The sequence below is a fragment of the Vibrio thalassae genome (assembly GCF_900089835.1).
Taxonomy (GTDB): Bacteria; Pseudomonadota; Gammaproteobacteria; order Enterobacterales; family Vibrionaceae; genus Vibrio; species Vibrio thalassae.
Map to the genome: position 1 here is coordinate 22,186 of NZ_OANU01000004.1, position 17,814 is coordinate 39,999.

The following is a 17,814-nucleotide window of genomic DNA, read 5'->3' on the forward strand; positions in this document are numbered from 1 at the left end:
ACGTAGTTTAATGTAAACCAAAAAATAATAACAATAAGCTCAATAAGCTCAATAAGTTTTGTGAGGCGTAATTTTATGTCTAATACCGACAGTCAGGCTGCTGTGGCTATACCTAATCAGCAACATAGTACAAAAATTATGGTCGTCGATGATGACCCTGTATTTAGAACCGTGACCCGGAGTTTTCTTGAAGCAATCGGTCATCAAGTAACAGAAGCGGGTGATGGGCTAGAGGCTTTAAAACTACTCAGCATTTCTCAACCAGATTTAGTGCTGTGCGACCTTGCTATGCCATTACTTACGGGCATGGAGTTTACCGAAGAAGTGCGAGTTGAATATCCGTCACTGCCCGTTATTGTGATATCGGCAACGGGGGATATGGGCGATGTAGCAAAAGCGCTAAGAATGGGGGTAAAGGATTTTCTAACCAAACCGATTAGTGACTACAAACATCTGAGCGAATCAATCGATGTTGTTTTAGAAGAAAGTACGCATAGTTGTGAACAATCGGACTTTGTCCGCCGTTGGTTTCGTACCGACGACTCTGAAGAGGAAGGTTCACTAGAAGAGAAAGAGCTGCATTGGCATCTGCAGTATTTACAACAAAACCCTAATGCAGCTAGAGAACTGCTAACAGCATTGCTTCCCGAAAAAGATTCAGCGTTAGGAGCCTGGAGGAGCAGTTATAGGGTGCTGCAATCTGCTAATACGTTACCACTAGTGTTCGACTACACTTGGCTGATGAGTGGCCAAATTGCGTTTTATGTGGTGGATGCGTCGTCGAGCGAGAATGGCGGTCTAGCGAGCACTTTGTTAGTACGCACTCTTTTTGATGACTACGTGAGACGGTTGCATCATAACAGCGTGGATCTTAAAGATTTGGCTAGGAATATCGAAAAAGGCATGCACTGCTCTGGCGCTGCCAATCCGGTAGAATCTGTATTTGGTGTAATAGACCTCACGGAAGGCAATATTTCGATCCTTCCTGCGGGATTGGCTTGTCGGTGGGAAAATTCACAAGCTCATTACAATATATCTGGCTCAAATCGTCTAGGAGAGAATTGTTTGAGTAATTTCATGACAAAAGATCTTCCTGTATTCGAGGGGGGGAAGCTGTCTTTAAGCCGTGTTGGCTCCAGTAGTTTCAGCTGGGAAGTGAAGTTAGCGATTTAGCCTGAGGCTGGTGGCTGTTTTAACATCGGTCTAATAACCACACAAAGCGTCTGTTTTTGCTTTAATGTAATTGATATATAGTCAAAGTGTTAAATTGGATGGGAGGCAAAGGCTTCCCATTTTCATATCCACAACAACGATAGTTAAGAGCGAAGTCATGTCAGATACAGAATTCAAAGAACCATACAACATTTTTTACTTTTTAGGCTTTATTGTAGCATTGCTAATTCCGACGCTTCCCGCTACTCTGACTTGGATTAGAGTTATGAACGGATATGCGGGTTTTTGACCAATACAATAAGTCCAGTTAAACGTTTCTTTTGGAATGCGTTAGGTGTTGTCTCAGTCATTTTGGGTGTGGTGGGCATCGTGCTCCCACTTTTGCCCACGACACCTTTTCTGTTGCTTGCTAGTGCAAGCTTTTATCGTGGTAGTCCCCAGTTCCATGATTGGTTACTCTCTCACCGTAAGCTCGGCCCCATAATCTCAGATTGGGAGCACGAGCGTTGCATTAAACGCTCGGTACGAATTAACGGCGCAATTTTCATAGCATTGAGTTTCACGTTGTCCATTATCTTCGTGAATCCTGCATGGCTAAAAATTGCCCTGTTCATTCTATTTATCGGTGTTTTTACCTTCTTTTTGCGAATTCCTGTGAAACAGCCCGTTGCCGACAACGACGAAAATCACTAACATGTGAAGGTTGTGTGCCCACGCTTACTGTGGGCGTTTTAATTTATACCTACAGAATGAACGTGCTCGTGATTATTCGCGACAACGTACTCTGATCGTCAGGCATATAAAGACCTTTCCAGAGACCACTACTATGACAATCGACAAAATCTCCCAGATTAAAGCAAGCATTAAAAGCATTCCTGATTACCCAAAACCAGGCATTTTATTTCGTGATGTAACGAGTCTTATGGAAGACGCGGCAGCTTACAAAGCAACGATTGAAATGCTTGTGGACAAATACAAAGATCAAGGCTTCACTAAAATAGTGGGCACTGAAGCTCGTGGCTTTTTGTTTGGTGCGCCGCTAGCACTAGAACTAGGTCTGGGATTTGTTCCGGTTCGTAAACCAGGTAAGCTACCACGCGAAACGGTTGCACAATCATATGAACTTGAATATGGCATAGATACTCTGGAAATCCACACGGATGCCATTGTGGAAGGTGATAAAGTATTGATGGTTGATGACCTGCTTGCAACTGGCGGAACGATTGAAGCAACAACAAAGCTCATTCGCCAACTTGGCGGTGAAGTGTCTCACGCGGCGTTTGTTATTAATCTGCCAGAAATTGGTGGAGACAAGCGCTTAGAAGCACTAGGTATCGAAGTATATAGCTTGTGTGAATTTGAAGGTCACTAATTAGGACACCTTAATGAGTTATCTCGCGTTAGCTAGGAAATGGCGACCAAGAAAATTTTCAGAAGTAGTGGGGCAAACTCATGTCCTCACTGCACTAGAGAATGCACTAGACCAGAACAGATTGCATCACGCTTATTTGTTCAGCGGCACTCGTGGTGTAGGTAAGACGTCCATAGGTCGTTTGTTCGCAAAAGGGTTAAATTGTGAAACAGGCATTACCTCGACACCTTGTGGAACGTGTTCGACTTGTATTGAGATTGATGAAGGTCGAAGTGTTGATTTGCTCGAAATCGACGCCGCATCTCGTACCAAGGTTGAAGATACTCGTGAGCTTCTAGATAACGTTCAATATAAACCAGCGAGAAACCGCTTTAAAGTTTACCTGATCGATGAAGTTCATATGCTTTCGCGCCATAGCTTCAATGCGTTACTAAAAACGCTTGAAGAGCCTCCCGAGTATGTGAAGTTCTTACTGGCGACGACGGATCCGCAAAAGCTACCGATGACCATTTTGTCTCGATGCTTACAGTTCCACCTTAAGCCGATTACGATTGAAAATATCCAGCAACAGCTAGAACATATTCTTGAGAAAGAACACGTTCAATCTGAACATCGAGCGCTTGGTTTGCTTGCTCATGCTGCTGACGGCAGTATGCGTGATGCATTGAGCTTGACCGATCAAGCTATTGCGTTGGGAAATGGCCACGTATCGACGCCAGTAGTCAGCCAGATGCTGGGGACATTAGATACCGCTCAAGCGATTCAAATATTGGAATCATTGACGACTGGTGATGCTCCTCAGGTGATGACTAAGCTAGAACAGTTGGCAGAAAATGGCGTAGATTGGGATACTTTGCTCTCTGAGCTTGCTTCTCAGTTACATAAAATAGCGATGGCACAGGCGTTACCTAGCAGCATTGATGCAGCAAGTGCTGATAGCGAAAAAATCCACCACCTCGCTCGTACACTGCAAGCGACGGATGTACAGCTTTACTATCAAATTGCTCTTAAAGGCCGACAAGACTTGCCGTTTTCGCCATCTCAGCGTATCGCCGTTGAAATGACGTTGTTGCGCATGTTGGCGTTTAGACCTAGTACACAACTCAGCGCTAACGATATTACCTTAGCCAATCAATCGGCTGTGGTAAAACCTGCGCTTTCGTCTTCGCACAGTATGGCGACGCAGCAAGTTACGCACGGTACGAACACTCAAACGTATGCCGCGCCCGCGCCGCAGTTTGATAATACGCGAGAGCCGTATATTGACACGTCCGCTGTACCGATGGCGACTCAGGGAACACACTCTGAGCAGAGTCCGAGTGCACAAAGTGAATGGCAAGCTACTCCTTCGCAACACCAACCTCCTCATAGCAGTGGCGCAAATAGCGCTATGCAAGGTGAGTCGCGACACGAGTTACCAGCGAATGAGCCTGCAAGGCCAGCGGGTGGACTACGTCATCAATTACGCTCAAAAAGACAATCGGCTTCCCAAGGACAAGCTAATTCGGGGTCAACTCCCGGAAAAAAGCCTAAAGCGTCATCTGAACCCGCCTCTGTAATGGAACGAGTTGCTCAGAGAACCCAAGGAGGCACTGCACGTACCTCAAATGGTTTAGGTGCCGCTAAAGCAGATACCGAGCAAGTTAAAAAGAATGAACCTTATCAATGGCGACCTTCAGGTAATGCTGTGGTTAAGGAAACGGCACCAGTCGTAAAACCATCGATGCTTAAAAAGGCGCTTGAGCACGTCAAAACACCGGAAATGGCGCTGCGATTAACGCAGGAAGCCGCTCAGCAAGATACTTGGGCAGAGCTGATTGAACGTCTAGAGATTGGTAAACTAGTGCAGCAGTTGGCACTCAATTCAGTCTTCAAAAAAGATGGTTCCTCTATTCAATTGGGACTGCGAGCGACTCATGCGCATTTAAACTCAGATAAGAATCAGTCAGAACTACTTGCAGGGCTTAATGCCTTATTGGGAGAGGAGTGTCATTTGTCGGTTGAACTCACTGAAGAGGGTACAACACCGCTTGAACTGCGAGAGCGGTTATATCAAGGCAAGCTTTCGGAGGCAGCGAAGAGCTTGCAAGCAGACCCTAACATACAGTTTATTGTTACAAGGTTTGCCGCAGAGCTAGACGAAGAGAGCATTCGACCTTTATAAAGTTACTTTCTCGGCTGTTTGCCATAGCGTAAACCGCCGAGTGACGGGGTTGCAATCTATGAATGCGTCCCCATGTTATTAGTTGAAACATGAATAAACCGAGAGAACCCTATGTTTGGTAAAGGTGGTATGGGCAACCTGATGAAGCAAGCCCAGCAAATGCAAGAGCAAATGCAAAAGCTTCAAGAAGAAATCGCTAACATGGAAGTAACAGGTGAGTCTGGAGCTGGCCTTGTTAAAGTCACCATTACAGGTAGTCACAGCACTCGTCGTGTTGAAATCGATGAAAGCCTAATGGAAGATGACAAAGAGATGCTAGAGGACTTGATCGCGGCAGCGTTCAATGATGCGGCGCGTCGTGTCGAAGAAACTCAAAAAGAGAAAATGGCGTCAGTAACTGGTGGAATGCAATTGCCACCAGGCATGAAAATGCCTTTCTAATTGAAGGATTAGAGAACAATTAATGCGTACTAGCCATATGCTGGAGCATTTGATGGAGGCCTTGCGATGCTTGCCAGGGGTTGGTCCTAAGTCAGCACAACGCATGGCCTTTCATTTGTTACAGCGCGACCGAAAAGGCGGTCTACAACTTGCGGACTCGCTCTCAAGCGCGATGACAGAAATCGGTCACTGCCAAGAATGTCGAACGTTTACTGAAGAAGAAGTTTGTCATATTTGTAGCAATCCGAAGCGCAAAGAGAACGGTCAACTTTGTGTGGTAGAGAGCCCAGCGGATATTGCCGCGGTCGAAGCCACAGGACAATTTTCAGGTCGATACTTTGTTCTAATGGGGCATTTATCGCCTTTGGATGGTATCGGACCAAGTGATATTGGTTTGGACGTTCTCGATTATCGACTACGCCAAGGTGATATTAGTGAAGTCATATTAGCGACCAACCCAACAGTGGAAGGTGAAGCAACCGCTCACTATATTGCTGAATTGTGTCACGAACACAAGGTATCAGCGAGTCGTATTGCTCACGGCGTGCCGGTAGGTGGAGAGCTAGAACTTGTCGATGGAACGACGTTATCTCACTCTCTGTTAGGTAGGCAAAAGATCTAGTCTGTTATCGTAGAAAGGCGCGTTTAGCGCCTTTTTTTGCATCTTAAATAGGCAATCAAACGAAGACGGTCTGCGTTGGAGTGGCTAATTTAGCGTGGGCGTTATTAGGTAATTCGCTCGAGTTCAAGAATATTGGCGATTGCTTTAGCATTTGTGTCACCGCACACATCCGGGCATGCTTTAAAATCATGGCATACTTTCGGTCGTTCAGGTTTGCCAAATAGTTTACATAGATTATTTTCATCAAGTTGCACACAGCGAACACCGCTGGGTTTGCCTTTGGGCATTCGAGGAATGGGAGAAGAAATACTGGGAGCGATACAGCACGCGCCACAACCTAGTCGACAATCCATCTTTTGTAGCCTTTAAATTGAAGGGCTCTGAGTGTAACAAAATTAGTGAGCTTGTACATAATTGAATCGTACCGATGCTGTTGGCAAAAAATAGAATACTTGCAGTTTATAGCGACTAGCGGTATAAAACGGCTCCACAGATTCAGAAGGTAACGCAACATGACCAGTCCATTTTGGGAAACAACACCATTAGAGCAAATGAGTGAACAACAGTGGGAATCATTGTGCGATGGTTGTGGTAAGTGCTGTTTACATAAACTGATGGATGAAGACACTGATGAGGTTTACTACACCAATGTTGCGTGTAGCTGGCTTAATAGCAAAACGTGTTCATGCAAGGATTACCCGAATCGTTTTCAATCTGGAGAAGAGTGTCTAAAACTGACTCGTGACAAGATTCATGAGTTTAACTGGCTTCCAGAAACCTGTTCTTACCGAGTGTTATCCGAAGGGCAAACATTGCCAGAGTGGCACCCGTTGATCACTGGTTCTAAGTCCGCGATGCACGCAGCAGATGAGAGTGTTCGTAATAAAGTGGTGTACGAAATTGATGTCTTGGATTGGGAAGACCATATACAAAACTTGCCTAATCGATAAGACCGATACGAGCCCAATTCATTGTTTTTTGTGCAGCTTAAAAGCCAAATTGGTCGCTGCAGCGTGAGGAAATTTTGCTAGCTACGACCTGATATAAGGATTATATGAGAATTCTTATATCAGGTGATTAAATGAATACTCAGTGTAGGCTAATCGGCCCACTGGGTCAGCAATATTTTAATTGCTTCAATTGCCAAACCCATATCTTCACTTAGAGTGTATTCTGCAGGGTTGTGGCTAAGCCCTTGCTGACTGCGAACAAAAAGCATACCTATTGATGTCAAATCTGCCATCGCTGAGGCGTCGTGAGTTGCACCAGAGGGTAAGGTGAACTCAGGTAGACCCAACGCTCTGATTGCCGATTGCCATTTTAACTGAAAATCGTCATTACACGGTTGAGCGACTTGCTCATAAGTCTTTGCCGTACTGACCTCTAAATTGCGTTTAGACGCGATAGTTTTGCATAGTTTGTGCAAATACTCGCCACTCTCGCAACGCAATGAGTCTTCGGGCGAGCGTATCTCTATACTAAATGATGCATGGCTTGGTATCGCATTCACCACATTTGGCTCAACATTGACGCGACCAACAGTGATTTTGAGGTCCTGTCTCTCTTTGGCATATCTTTCGGCCTCACAAATTACTTGAGCCGCCGCTGCTAAGGCATCCTTACGAAGATCCATTGGACAGGTTCCCGCATGAGCCGATTCACCTACGAATTGAACTTCATGGCGTTCGATACCGCAAATGGCAGAAACTACGCCCAACGCTAAATTTCTTGACTCTAGTACTGGACCTTGCTCAATATGTACCTCTAAGAAGCCCAAGATGTCGTCGGCTGACCGTTTTAGTGCCGAGAGATTATCTGGATTCAAGCCAAAATTCTGCATCGCATCTTTCAAGCTGATACCGTCAGCGTCTGTGAGCGCAAGGTTCTCGACATCGAAGGTGCCAGCTAATACCCGAGGACCCATTAGTGCAGTGGGAAATCTCACACCCTCTTCGTCGGCAAAAGCCATTACTTCGACAGAAAAAGGCAAATCAACCTCTTCTTGAGCCAATGCCTCTAAGGCTAAGATAGGTAGTACGACACCCATGATACCGTCATAGCGACCACCTTTTCTTATCGAGTCCTGATGCGACCCAAACACGAGTGTTTTACTTGACTGTCGGCTTTGGTAACGACCAATCAGTGTTCCTGCATCGTCACAGCGTACCTGTAAACCAGCATTTTGCATCATGGTCGTTAGGTAGTTGTTTGTTGACCTGTGTTCAGGGGTGAATGGTCTTCTAGTGACGCCTTCTTTGCTCTCAGAGAGCATGGATAGCTCTGATAAACAGTTTTGTGCTTGTTGTCCGAGATTTTTCATTAATACCTATCCATTTTATTTAATGTTGGGACAGAGTTTAAAAACTCCTGATATTCTTGTGTAGTAACGCGAGAATATAGTGCCATCAGCGCTTTTATTGGCCTTTCGGAGTAGTCAATGCGCAGAGAAAGCGGAGGGGCATCAGGCTTCACTACAAGCAATGCCGCTGATTGTAGACCTCGGATATCTCCGCCCTGATTTTCACCGATTTCTAACGAGGTTATGAGCTTAGGGATGAGCGGCAATGAAGAAGTGTTAACGAAGTCTACTATGTCCGTTAATACAGCCTTTCCCGCCAGCAAGTTCCCGCAGGCGACACCGTTATCAAATTGAATGCTTCCATGGTAGTCTCCGTTTTTACGTCCGGTGAATACACTTGTTACACCCGCGCTATTTACAACAGATAGTTGCCGGTATTCTCTGCCAGCGTCAGGCCCGACAAGACCATGCACAACTTCATGGGGTCCTTGCCCCTTGTTCATGAGTGCAAGAGCCTCTTCCCCCCAAAAAGTGCTAGGAGAGTGGCCCTGTGAGGCGCTGATACCAATTCCTGCTTGTGCTCTTAGCACCCAGCCGCCCACACATAGGTTTCCCGTGGCGGCCACGCCACAGATCGCGTTACTTTCTTCATCTTTTAACAGTAAAGAGTAGGTCATGTTTCGCCTCTGTGCTCTTGTGGTGTTAGTAGTGACTAAGGTTCAACTAGATAGCGTAGTTACTATATAGTTTACAAAAAAATAAATATCTCACATCCTATTTGTTATAATAAATTGTTATAAGCAAATACAGACTTTCCTTGTTCTTGAGAGTTTTTATTTGTATTTATTATAATGTATATTTTTTGAGCTGCTATAGTATATATGTAAGCTTGAGTCTGATGTGCTGTTCTTATATGACACGTGGTGCAGACAAGAGTAAGGTTTCTATTATTTTTAATGTCTGGAATTCAATGTCAGCAAAAAGAGAATTATTTTTAGATGGGAATTAATGTAATCAGATATTATTTGCAATAGGGGCTGGTACTTAAATTATTAACCTAAGCTGCGAAGGAGAACATGATGAGGAATATCATCCAGCGTATACTTTTGATATCCAGCCTACTTGGATTATTTACTATATTTTCGAGTGCATATGCACAAACACCACCGAATGTACTTGTGGTTGGACAAATTGCGGAACCAAAAAGCTTAGATCCTCAAGCTGTCACTGCTATCAATGATTTCAGAATTTTAATGAATGTTTATGAGGGTTTAGTACGTTACAAAAACGGTAGCCTTGAGGTCGAACCCGCACTAGCTGAGAGTTGGACAATCAGCGAAGACGGAAAAAAATACACGTTTAAGTTAAGGGAAGGGGTCAAGTTTCATGATGGTTCGCCGTTAAACGCCGATGCTGTTGTCTTTAACTTCGAGCGAATGCTGGATGAAGATCATCCATTTCACAATACAGGGCCTTTCCCACTTTCCTTCTTCTTCTCTGCTGTAGAAGACGTAAAAGCAGTAGACGCAAAAACGGTTGAATTCACTCTCAATGCTCCTTTCGCTCCGTTTTTGTCAAATCTTGCCTATCCGACAGGGCTTATAGTATCACCAGAAGCGGTTAAAAAATACAAAACCGAGTTTGGAAGAAACCCATCGGGCACTGGTCCTTTTAAGTTCGCTGAATGGGAAGCTAACAACAAAGTGGTGGTTGTAAATAACGAAAATTATTGGGGTGATAAAGCCAAAGTTGAAGCCGTCGTATTTAGGCCAATAACCGACGCAAACACGCGCGTCGCTGAAATGTTATCAGGAAACTTAGATATTATGGTGGAAGTCCCACCCGTATCCCTGGACAAATTCAGTTCAGACAGTTTTGAGCTTAAAGAGCAAGCTGGTCCTCACGTTTGGTTCCTGATTCTGAACGCTAAAGAGGGTCCATTTGCAGACAAACGTGTTCGTCAGGCTGCCAACTACGCTATCAACAAACAAGCTATTGTTGAAGACGTGTTAGAAGGTACTGCTCAAGTTGCCGCAGGGCCTACGCCTCCCGCTTTTGCGTGGGCATATAACGAAGATTTAGAACCTTATCCATACAATCCTGAAAAAGCGAAAGCGCTGTTGAAAGAAGCTGGTATCAAAGATGCAACGCTGACGTTTTACGTGACAGAAGGGGGGTCGGGTATGCTCGATCCTATTCCAATGGCAACGGCTATTCAGGCTGACCTAAAAGCAGTTGGCATTGATGTCAATATCGAAACTTATGAGTGGAACACATTCCTAGGTAAGGTCAACCCAGGCTTGGAAGGAAAAGCAGATATGGCTGAGATGGCGTGGATGACCAATGATCCTGACACCCTACCATTTTTGGCTCTACGCACCGAAGCATGGCCTGAAAAAGGCGGCTTCAACTCGGGTTACTACTCAAATCCAAAAGTTGACGCATTGCTGAATGCCGCTCGTGAGTCTACTGATCAGGCGGAGCGCGCGAAACTGTACAAACAAATGCAAGAGATTGTTCAAGAAGATGCGCCTTGGGTGTTTGTGGCAAACTGGAAACAAAATGCCGTTGTTAACTCTGATGTCCAGAATTTCGAATTGGAACCCTCATTTTTCCTACTACTAGACGATGTAAGTAAACAGTAAATCAGAACGATAGAAAATGGGGTCATATTGCAGTTGGCCCCATGGATTCGTTAACTATGAGGTGGTCATATGAGTAGCTATCTACTTCATCGAATATTGACAGCAATACCAGTTTTATTTGGGATAACATTGATAGTCTTTATCATTATGTCCCTGATCCCCGGTGATCCTGCGACTGCTATTTTGGGCTCTTACGCAACACCAGAAAATGTACAAAAGCTCAACAGAGAACTCGGTTTAGACAAAAGTTTAGTCGAGCAATATATCATATGGATATCAAATCTAATGCAAGGCGACCTAGGTCGCTCATACTCATTGAACAGGCCAGTAATTGACGAAGTATTGGAGCGATTTAGTGCTACTTTGATCCTCGCGGGTACAAGCTTTGTGCTTTGTTCCGTCATAGGAGTTATTGTTGGTGTTATCAGCGCTATTTTTCAATTTTCTCTCGTAGACAGATTAACCACGTTTGTAGTGCTACTTGGTATTTCCATCCCTTCCTTTTTTCTCGGGATGATGATGATTTTGTTGTTTTCAATACAACTTAGGTGGTTCCCGGTATCAGGGATGTACAGCATTTATGGTGGTGGTGATATCGCTGATCTATTGTCTCATCTTGTCATGCCCTCATTGGCACTTGCTTCTGTCGCAACAGGTGTTATTGCAAGGCTAGTAAGATCTTCGGTATTAGAGGTTTTGCGCCTTGATTTTGTCCGAACAGCCAGAGCCAAAGGTGTAAAGGAACGGACGGTAATCATGAAACATGTATTGAAAAGTGCAATGGTAACCATCGTTCCAGTACTTGGAATACAAGCCGGCTTTGTTATATCCGGAGCCGTTTATATCGAAATGATTTTCCAGTGGCCTGGCATTGGTAGAATGTTAGTAAACGGCATTCTTCAGCGCGATATATTACTCGTCCAAGGTGGCGTTATATTCGTTGCTGCATGTTACGTAGTATTCAATATAATTGTCGACGTTTTTCAAAGTATTTTAGATCCGAGGATCCGCTCATGAGACAATTTTTCTCAATGTTGTTCAAAAATCCTTTGACTACTTTCGCCTTCTTCACGCTCATAACGTTGATTTTTCTGGTAATGATAACGCCTTGGCTTGGGTTAGAAGATCCCAACGTTATCAATACAGGCAATAAATATTTACCAGCCTTTTCAGACAATCATATTCTAGGAACCGACCACTTGGGACGAGATTTATTTTCTCGGCTGATGTGGGGAACTCAGTTAAGTCTTGCCGTTGGTGTATCAGCATCACTCTTTGCTGCATTTTTTGGTTCGCTTATAGGAATTTTGTCGGGCTATTTTGGCAGACGTGTTGATAATATCTTGATGAGAGGGATCGATATGCTGATGGCATTTCCCTATATATTGCTGGCTCTTGCAATTGTTGCGGTCCTTGGCCCAGGACTGATTAATGCACTCGTTGCGGTTGTTGTGGTCAATGTCCCGTTTTTCGCTAGAAATATTCGTGGTGTGACTGTGGGCATAGCGCACAAAGAGTTTGTTGACGCAGCTCGATTAGCTGGAATGTCCCACTTTAAAATCATTGTTTTCGAGATCCTTCCCAACGTGCTTCCAATTATCATTGTTGCAATGTCAACTACGGTAGGATGGATGATTCTTGAAACAGCTGGGTTGTCGTTTCTAGGACTCGGCTCTCAGCCTCCACAAGCTGACCTTGGCTCTATGCTTGGTCAAGCTCGTAATTCGCTCATTTCTCATCCTCATGTCAGTGTCATTCCGGGATTAATGATTTTTCTGATCGTGATTTGCGTGAATCTACTAGGGGATGGCCTCAGGGATGCGCTCGATCCAAGACTAAAATCAGGCGCGTTGTCGCGTCCAGCAGCAGCAACAAAAGTCCAAGTTGATGAGAACGAAAAGAAATCTTATCAGCATAACCAAGACGCGCTGCTATCGATTGTAGGACTTCAGACCCGTTTCAATATCAGTCATCGGACTTATAAAGCGAGTAACGATGTTAGCTTTCACATTAAACCAGGGGAGTGTCTGGGGTTAGTAGGTGAGAGTGGTTCAGGAAAATCGGTAACGGCACTATCTATCATGGGGCTTATCCCCTCACCGCCAGGCGTTATCACTGGTGGTTCTATTCAACTCGATGGGGAAGAATTAATTGGTATGCCCTACGAAAGACTGAGGGAGCTTCGAGGTGATAAAGTAGCTTATATCTTCCAAGATCCCTTATCTACGTTACATCCTTTATTCAAAGTGGGTGACCAACTGATAGAGGCTGTTCAAGTCCATCATCCTATATCGAGAGCTGAAGCTAGAGCCAAAGCTATAGAATTAATGGAAGAGGTGCATATACCAAATCCTGTAGATAGATTAGATTCCTTTCCACATGAATTTTCGGGGGGTATGAGACAGCGTATTGCCATAGCAATGGCTCTTATTAATAACCCAAGTCTCATTATTGCCGATGAACCAACAACAGCGCTCGACGTTACTGTTCAAGGCCAAGTTCTATCAATACTTGACCAACTTAGGCGTGAAAGGGGTGTTTCAATTTTATTTATCACTCACGACTTTGGTGTCGTGTCCCAACTTTGCGACCGAGTCATTGTGATGTACGCCGGCAAAATTGTGGAAGAAGGTGCTACCAATGATGTACTTGAGTCGCCTTTACACCCCTATACCAAGCGTTTGATTCAATGCGTGCCAAAATTGGGACGTGGTAAAACGGCGCTGCATGCGATTGATGGACTTCCCCCTTTAACCTGTGATCTTCCTCCGGGTTGTAGTTTTGCTCCTCGATGTCACAAAGCCTCGGAAAACTGTACTAGAGTCGAGCCTACAAATCAGATTGTTGTCGACAGATTGGTCAAGTGTCATGAACCAGAGGGTGTTGAATAATGGGAATCATATTAAGTCTTAAGAATGTCAGTAAGACATATGAGTTAGCTGACGGTAACTGGTTTAAGAAAAAGCGAACAGTCAAAGCATTGAATAACATCTCGTTGAATGTCTTTGAACATGAGACATTAGGGATTGTCGGTGAGTCAGGTTGTGGCAAGTCAACCTTTGCAAAGATCTTAGTTGGACTACTAGAGCCAACTTCTGGTTCAGTGACTTTTTCTGGCAATGGTGTCGATGAAGACAAAACACTTGGTCAAGGCATACAGTACGTATTTCAAGATCCAATAAGCTCACTAAATCCCAGACGAACGATTAAAGCGTCCGTAGAAGCGCCACTAAAAGCGTTGCATAACTTGAATGAGCAGGAAAGGGGAAACCGTATTAGGCAAGCCTTTGAGGATGTAAGCCTTAGAGAAGAGTTCTTGGAGCGATATCCACATGAATTCTCAGGTGGACAAGCGCAGAGGATTGGGCTTGCAAGATCGTTAGTGGCAAAACCAAAAATATTGATTTTGGATGAGCCAGTGTCAGCATTAGACGTATCTGTGCAAGCACAGGTTCTAAATTTACTGTCTGATATAAAAGAAAAAAATGGCCTCACATATCTCTTTATCAGTCACGATCTTGCTGTTGTTGAGGCTGTGAGTGATAGGGTTGCAGTGTTTTACTTTGGCGCTCTTGTCGAAGTAGGACCTGCAAAGGACATCTTTATGAGTCCTAAGCACCCTTATACTAAGTTGTTGGCTGACAGTGCCCCAATTGTTGGGAAGCCGCTTTATCAATCCGATAGGGACCAAGAGCTGCCAGATCCACTTAATCCACCTTCTGGTTGTGCTTTTGCTTCTCGTTGTTCTCGCGCAAGTGTACAATGCCATAAATCAACCCCAGCTTTATCACAACAAGGAGAAGCGCATTTTGCCGCGTGTTACTTCCCCCTTTAGTCAGCCATTGAACAAGCTTAGCGAAGGTACACAACTGCGAAGGCCTTTGTTGGCGATGGAGTCCTTGAAACAGTTTATTATGGACCAGGAGCTGAGTGCTGGCGATGCGTTGCCGCAAGAGCAAGAGCTCATGGCTATGTTCAAGATGTCAAAATGGACCATCAGAGAAGCATTGAGGATGCTTGAGGGACAAGGCCTAATTACTACTCGAACTGGCCCAAAGGGGGGCACGTTTGTAAGAGAGGTTCCTGATTCCTTGGCGGTCAACTTACTCAATAACTACTTTTACTTTCAGGATGTATCCATTTCCAATCTTTATCAACTGAGAAAAGTTATAGAGCCAGAGTTGGCCTATACTCTGGCTGGAATTTTGTCCACATCGGATTTAGAGCAGCTTACTAGTATCATCGATAATTACGCTGAGCCTGCTACGACACTGACGGAGGAGCGCGATCATCATATTGAATCTCTGAAATTTCATATTGTCTTAGCCAACTTCACGGACAATAAACTCCTAAAGTTTGTCATCCATTTTATCTGTCAAACTTTGTCAGAGATGACCGTGACACAAGAGCTTTATAACCCACCAAACGCTGAGCTTTGGCAAAAAGGAATTAGTTATCAACAGTCACTTGTAGAAGCGTTGAAACGTGGTGATAAAGATAGGGCGCGCACGATAATGTCTGAGCATATGGATATGGCTCATGAACATATGAAGCAGCAAGAAGCACGTTTGAATATGCGTCTATTACCGTCTTCTAATAGTTGAAGCGGGAATTACTCGTTATCGTAATCCGCCCCAGGGGCTGGGGCGGTGGGTATTGCAACTTAAAATGTACGATTGGCTATCAATTTGCTGAGCATACCTCTGTAAACCTCATCCTTGCTTCTTGTGCCGCCCGGGAAGATTGTTCTTTTGCGTCTTGAGCATGTGCGAGCAGTTTGAGCTTTTCTTCTAAATCATCCAACAAGTCTTGTGGAATTGCTTTATTCGCGTCATCCGCATGTTCCAACGCATAAGCGCGAATTTTCTTCTTTACTTTAAATAATGCTTGCAACGCAGTACGCTCTTCGTCAGCGGCAACTTGCGCGGCATCACGGCATTTTTCAAAGTTAGCGAGAGCCACACCTTCGTTTGACCAAGGATCAAACTCTGGCAGTTCTTCGATATTAATGGTTGGCTCTACATAATCTTCTTGGTGACGAATATCCAAAGTAGTAGCTTTGACCGCTGAAATCATCAGCATAACAGCGATACCAAGCAGTGGAAGTCCGCCCACAATGGCCGCCGTTTGAAGGGTACTCAAGCCACCTAGGAACATTAATACCGCTGGCATGAAGCTTAGGGTAAATGCCCAGAACAGACGGTTCCAACGCATTGGCTCTTGAGTAACGTCTTTTTGAACCACTGATGCCAAGATGTATGAGATAGAGTCAAATGTAGTCGCTGTGAAGATGATACATAACAAGGTAAACAATAAGATGATAAACCAAGCGAAAGGAAGCTCAGAAAGCATCGAGAAAATCGCTTTGGTTGCGCCATATTCATTTAGGATTGCGACGATATCAAGCTGACCTGATAGCTGTAATGACAGACCATAGTTTCCTAAGATAATGAAAAATAGGAAACAGCCACATGAACCAAAGAATAGTGAACCTGCAACCATCTGTTTGATGGTGCGGCCGCGCGAGATACGAGCGACGAACAAACCCATGCTTGGTGCAAATACTAACCACCATGCCCAGTAGAAAATGGTCCAATCTTGTGGGAAATGAGTATTGTCAAACGTGCCATAGCCACCAAATGGTTCCGCCCAAGTTGCCATCACAAAGAAGTTTGACATCATTCGACCGATAGAGTCTAAACCGGTTTCCAAAATGAAGATGGTAGGCCCCAATACCAAAACTAGGGCTAGTAGCAACATCGCACCCCAGAAGTTGATATTACTAAGTATCTTGATGCCTTTTTCCATACCCGCAAACGAAGAGTAAGCAAAAATCGCAGTACATATCGCTAGTACACCAATTTGGGAATAAGTATTTTGTGGTAGTCCAAACAAGACACTTAGACCTTCGCTAATCAGTGGTGCGGCAAGACCAAGAGTTGTCGCTGCGCCACCAAGAAGACCAAAGATAAACAGTACGTCGATAAGCTTACCAAGCCCACCATTGGTATGTTTTTCACCAATCACAGGAATGAGTGCGCTTGAAACTTTCAGTGCTGGCTGTTTACGAACATAGAAGAAGTAAGCGATAGGCAGTGCTGGGATAAGGTAGATAGCCCATGCAATAGGTCCCCAGTGGAAGATACCGTAGGTCGCTGCCCAGCGCACGGCTTCTTCACTTCCTGGTTCCAATTGGAAAGGAGGCGCTTGATAATAGTAGGCCCACTCAATACAGCCCCAGTAAAGGATACTTGCCCCGATTCCTCCGCAGAACAGCATCGCTGCCCAAGAAGACGTAGCAAATTCTGGTGCTTCGTCAGGATCTCCAAGTTTAATTTGGCCAATATCGCTAAAAATGATGAATATCATGAAAAAGAGAGCAGCGAGGCCAAGAGCGAGGTACAGGAAGCCAAACTTGTCGGTCATAATGAGCTTGGCTTGCCCGATGATTTTTGCACCTTGTTCAGGGAACATTATCAAGGGAATGATAACGCTCAGGAGCAATGTGATTGCGCCAAAGAAAGTTGGCTTATCAATCAGCTTAAAGTGTCGGTTCATAAATTGTGATCATGCAGTTAAAGATGATCGATTATCAAGTAAATGCGGTTTCCAACTCAAACAGGATTATTTGTCGTTAGGATAAATACCGTTATGCCAAGGCTAATATCAAAGCACCAATGGTCACCGCTGCGGAGACATACTGACCGGCAGAGTAAGAACTATCTTCTTGTTTCTCTATGTCATCTGGATGGTCCATACCTAATGCGCCATGCGCAAAGGAGGTGACAGATTTACCCAATCTATCGTCATCGTCTTTTGAGATATTCTCTTTATTGGCGTCTTTGCTCACTTCCTTTTCTAGCATTGCTTTCGCTTGAGGTGAGATGGATACACTATCTCCATTGCCTGTAGGCAAAGTATTGCCGTTAGCAGTGGCACCTTCTGCGACTGTCTTAGTGGCCGTCGCAACAGGTGCGTTTGTATGGCTCATTAGGTTTGAATTGACGCTTTGCATAACTATCTCCATTAGCGCTATCAATCAATACATCGTCAAATGTCGCAAAAACTTTATAAAAGCTTCTGTAAATGAGAGATTGA

17 protein-coding genes are annotated in these 17,814 nt (G+C 44.5%); 12 read left to right on the forward strand and 5 right to left on the reverse strand.

Annotation, left to right across the window (positions count from 1 at the left end; all coding sequences use genetic code 11):
* The first annotated feature begins 75 nt into the window (after positions 1-75).
* From VTH8203_RS03110 to recR, 6 genes are all read left to right on the forward strand, one after another.
* Positions 76-1,173, forward strand: a complete 1,098-nt coding sequence (locus VTH8203_RS03110; protein ID WP_096992337.1) for a response regulator — start codon at positions 76-78, stop codon at positions 1,171-1,173.
* A 285-nt stretch (positions 1,174-1,458) separates the two neighbouring features.
* The gene (locus VTH8203_RS03120) at positions 1,459-1,866 is read left to right on the forward strand and encodes a YbaN family protein (protein WP_096992339.1); all 408 of its coding nucleotides are present in this window, start codon (positions 1,459-1,461) and stop codon (positions 1,864-1,866) included.
* A 133-nt stretch (positions 1,867-1,999) separates the two neighbouring features.
* On the forward strand, positions 2,000-2,545 hold the full coding sequence (gene apt, locus VTH8203_RS03125) for an adenine phosphoribosyltransferase (protein ID WP_096992340.1): 546 nt from the start codon (positions 2,000-2,002) through the stop codon (positions 2,543-2,545).
* A gap of 13 nt (positions 2,546-2,558) precedes the next feature.
* Positions 2,559-4,709, forward strand: a complete 2,151-nt coding sequence (dnaX, locus tag VTH8203_RS03130; protein ID WP_096992341.1) for a DNA polymerase III subunit gamma/tau — start codon at positions 2,559-2,561, stop codon at positions 4,707-4,709.
* Positions 4,710-4,820: 111 nt separating this feature from the next.
* On the forward strand, positions 4,821-5,150 hold the full coding sequence (locus VTH8203_RS03135) for a YbaB/EbfC family nucleoid-associated protein (RefSeq protein WP_006071316.1): 330 nt from the start codon (positions 4,821-4,823) through the stop codon (positions 5,148-5,150).
* Between the two features lie 22 nt (positions 5,151-5,172).
* On the forward strand, positions 5,173-5,772 hold the full coding sequence (recR, locus tag VTH8203_RS03140; RefSeq protein WP_096992342.1) for a recombination mediator RecR: 600 nt from the start codon (positions 5,173-5,175) through the stop codon (positions 5,770-5,772).
* Positions 5,773-5,876: 104 nt separating this feature from the next.
* On the opposite strand, the gene VTH8203_RS03145 is transcribed toward recR, so the two are convergent.
* On the reverse strand, positions 5,877-6,125 hold the full coding sequence (locus tag VTH8203_RS03145) for a YkgJ family cysteine cluster protein (RefSeq protein ID WP_096992343.1): 249 nt from the start codon (positions 6,123-6,125) through the stop codon (positions 5,877-5,879).
* Between the two features lie 159 nt (positions 6,126-6,284).
* On the opposite strand from VTH8203_RS03145, the gene VTH8203_RS03150 reads away from it, so the two are divergent.
* Positions 6,285-6,722: a YcgN family cysteine cluster protein gene (locus VTH8203_RS03150; protein WP_096992344.1), complete on the forward strand. Its 438-nt coding sequence runs from the start codon at positions 6,285-6,287 to the stop codon at positions 6,720-6,722.
* Positions 6,723-6,871: 149 nt separating this feature from the next.
* Here VTH8203_RS03150 and VTH8203_RS03155 read toward each other — a convergent pair whose 3' ends face one another.
* Together VTH8203_RS03155 and VTH8203_RS03160 are read right to left on the reverse strand one after the other, a co-directional pair.
* Entirely contained in the window at positions 6,872-8,092 is a 1,221-nt protein-coding gene (locus VTH8203_RS03155; RefSeq protein WP_096992345.1) for a M20 family metallo-hydrolase, read from the reverse strand.
* Entirely contained in the window at positions 8,092-8,748 is a 657-nt protein-coding gene (locus VTH8203_RS03160) for a DUF1028 domain-containing protein (RefSeq protein ID WP_096992346.1), read from the reverse strand. The genes VTH8203_RS03155 and VTH8203_RS03160 overlap by 1 nt, the downstream gene beginning before the upstream one ends.
* Positions 8,749-9,324: 576 nt before the next feature.
* On the opposite strand from VTH8203_RS03160, the gene VTH8203_RS03165 reads away from it, so the two are divergent.
* From VTH8203_RS03165 to VTH8203_RS03185, 5 genes are all read left to right on the forward strand, one after another.
* On the forward strand, positions 9,325-10,716 hold the full coding sequence (locus tag VTH8203_RS03165; RefSeq protein ID WP_244181137.1) for an ABC transporter substrate-binding protein: 1,392 nt from the start codon (positions 9,325-9,327) through the stop codon (positions 10,714-10,716).
* A 69-nt stretch (positions 10,717-10,785) separates the two neighbouring features.
* Positions 10,786-11,733, forward strand: a complete 948-nt coding sequence (locus VTH8203_RS03170) for an ABC transporter permease (protein ID WP_096992348.1) — start codon at positions 10,786-10,788, stop codon at positions 11,731-11,733.
* Entirely contained in the window at positions 11,730-13,607 is a 1,878-nt protein-coding gene (locus VTH8203_RS03175; protein ID WP_096992349.1) for a dipeptide/oligopeptide/nickel ABC transporter permease/ATP-binding protein, read from the forward strand. The genes VTH8203_RS03170 and VTH8203_RS03175 overlap by 4 nt, the downstream gene beginning before the upstream one ends.
* A complete protein-coding gene (locus VTH8203_RS03180; protein ID WP_096992350.1) occupies positions 13,607-14,551 on the forward strand; it encodes an oligopeptide/dipeptide ABC transporter ATP-binding protein in 945 nt (314 codons plus the stop codon). The genes VTH8203_RS03175 and VTH8203_RS03180 overlap by 1 nt, the downstream gene beginning before the upstream one ends.
* Complete coding sequence (locus VTH8203_RS03185) at positions 14,472-15,320, forward strand: FadR/GntR family transcriptional regulator (RefSeq protein ID WP_370739193.1); 849 nt, start codon at positions 14,472-14,474, stop codon at positions 15,318-15,320. The genes VTH8203_RS03180 and VTH8203_RS03185 overlap by 80 nt, the downstream gene beginning before the upstream one ends.
* Before the next feature lie 79 nt (positions 15,321-15,399).
* Here the strand turns inward: VTH8203_RS03185 and VTH8203_RS03190 are convergent, their stop codons facing one another.
* On the reverse strand, positions 15,400-17,274 hold the full coding sequence (locus tag VTH8203_RS03190) for a BCCT family transporter (RefSeq protein WP_096992352.1): 1,875 nt from the start codon (positions 17,272-17,274) through the stop codon (positions 15,400-15,402).
* 91 nt (positions 17,275-17,365) lie between these two features.
* Positions 17,366-17,731: a hypothetical protein gene (locus VTH8203_RS03195; RefSeq protein ID WP_096992353.1), complete on the reverse strand. Its 366-nt coding sequence runs from the start codon at positions 17,729-17,731 to the stop codon at positions 17,366-17,368.
* Between the last annotated feature and the right edge of the window lie 83 nt (positions 17,732-17,814).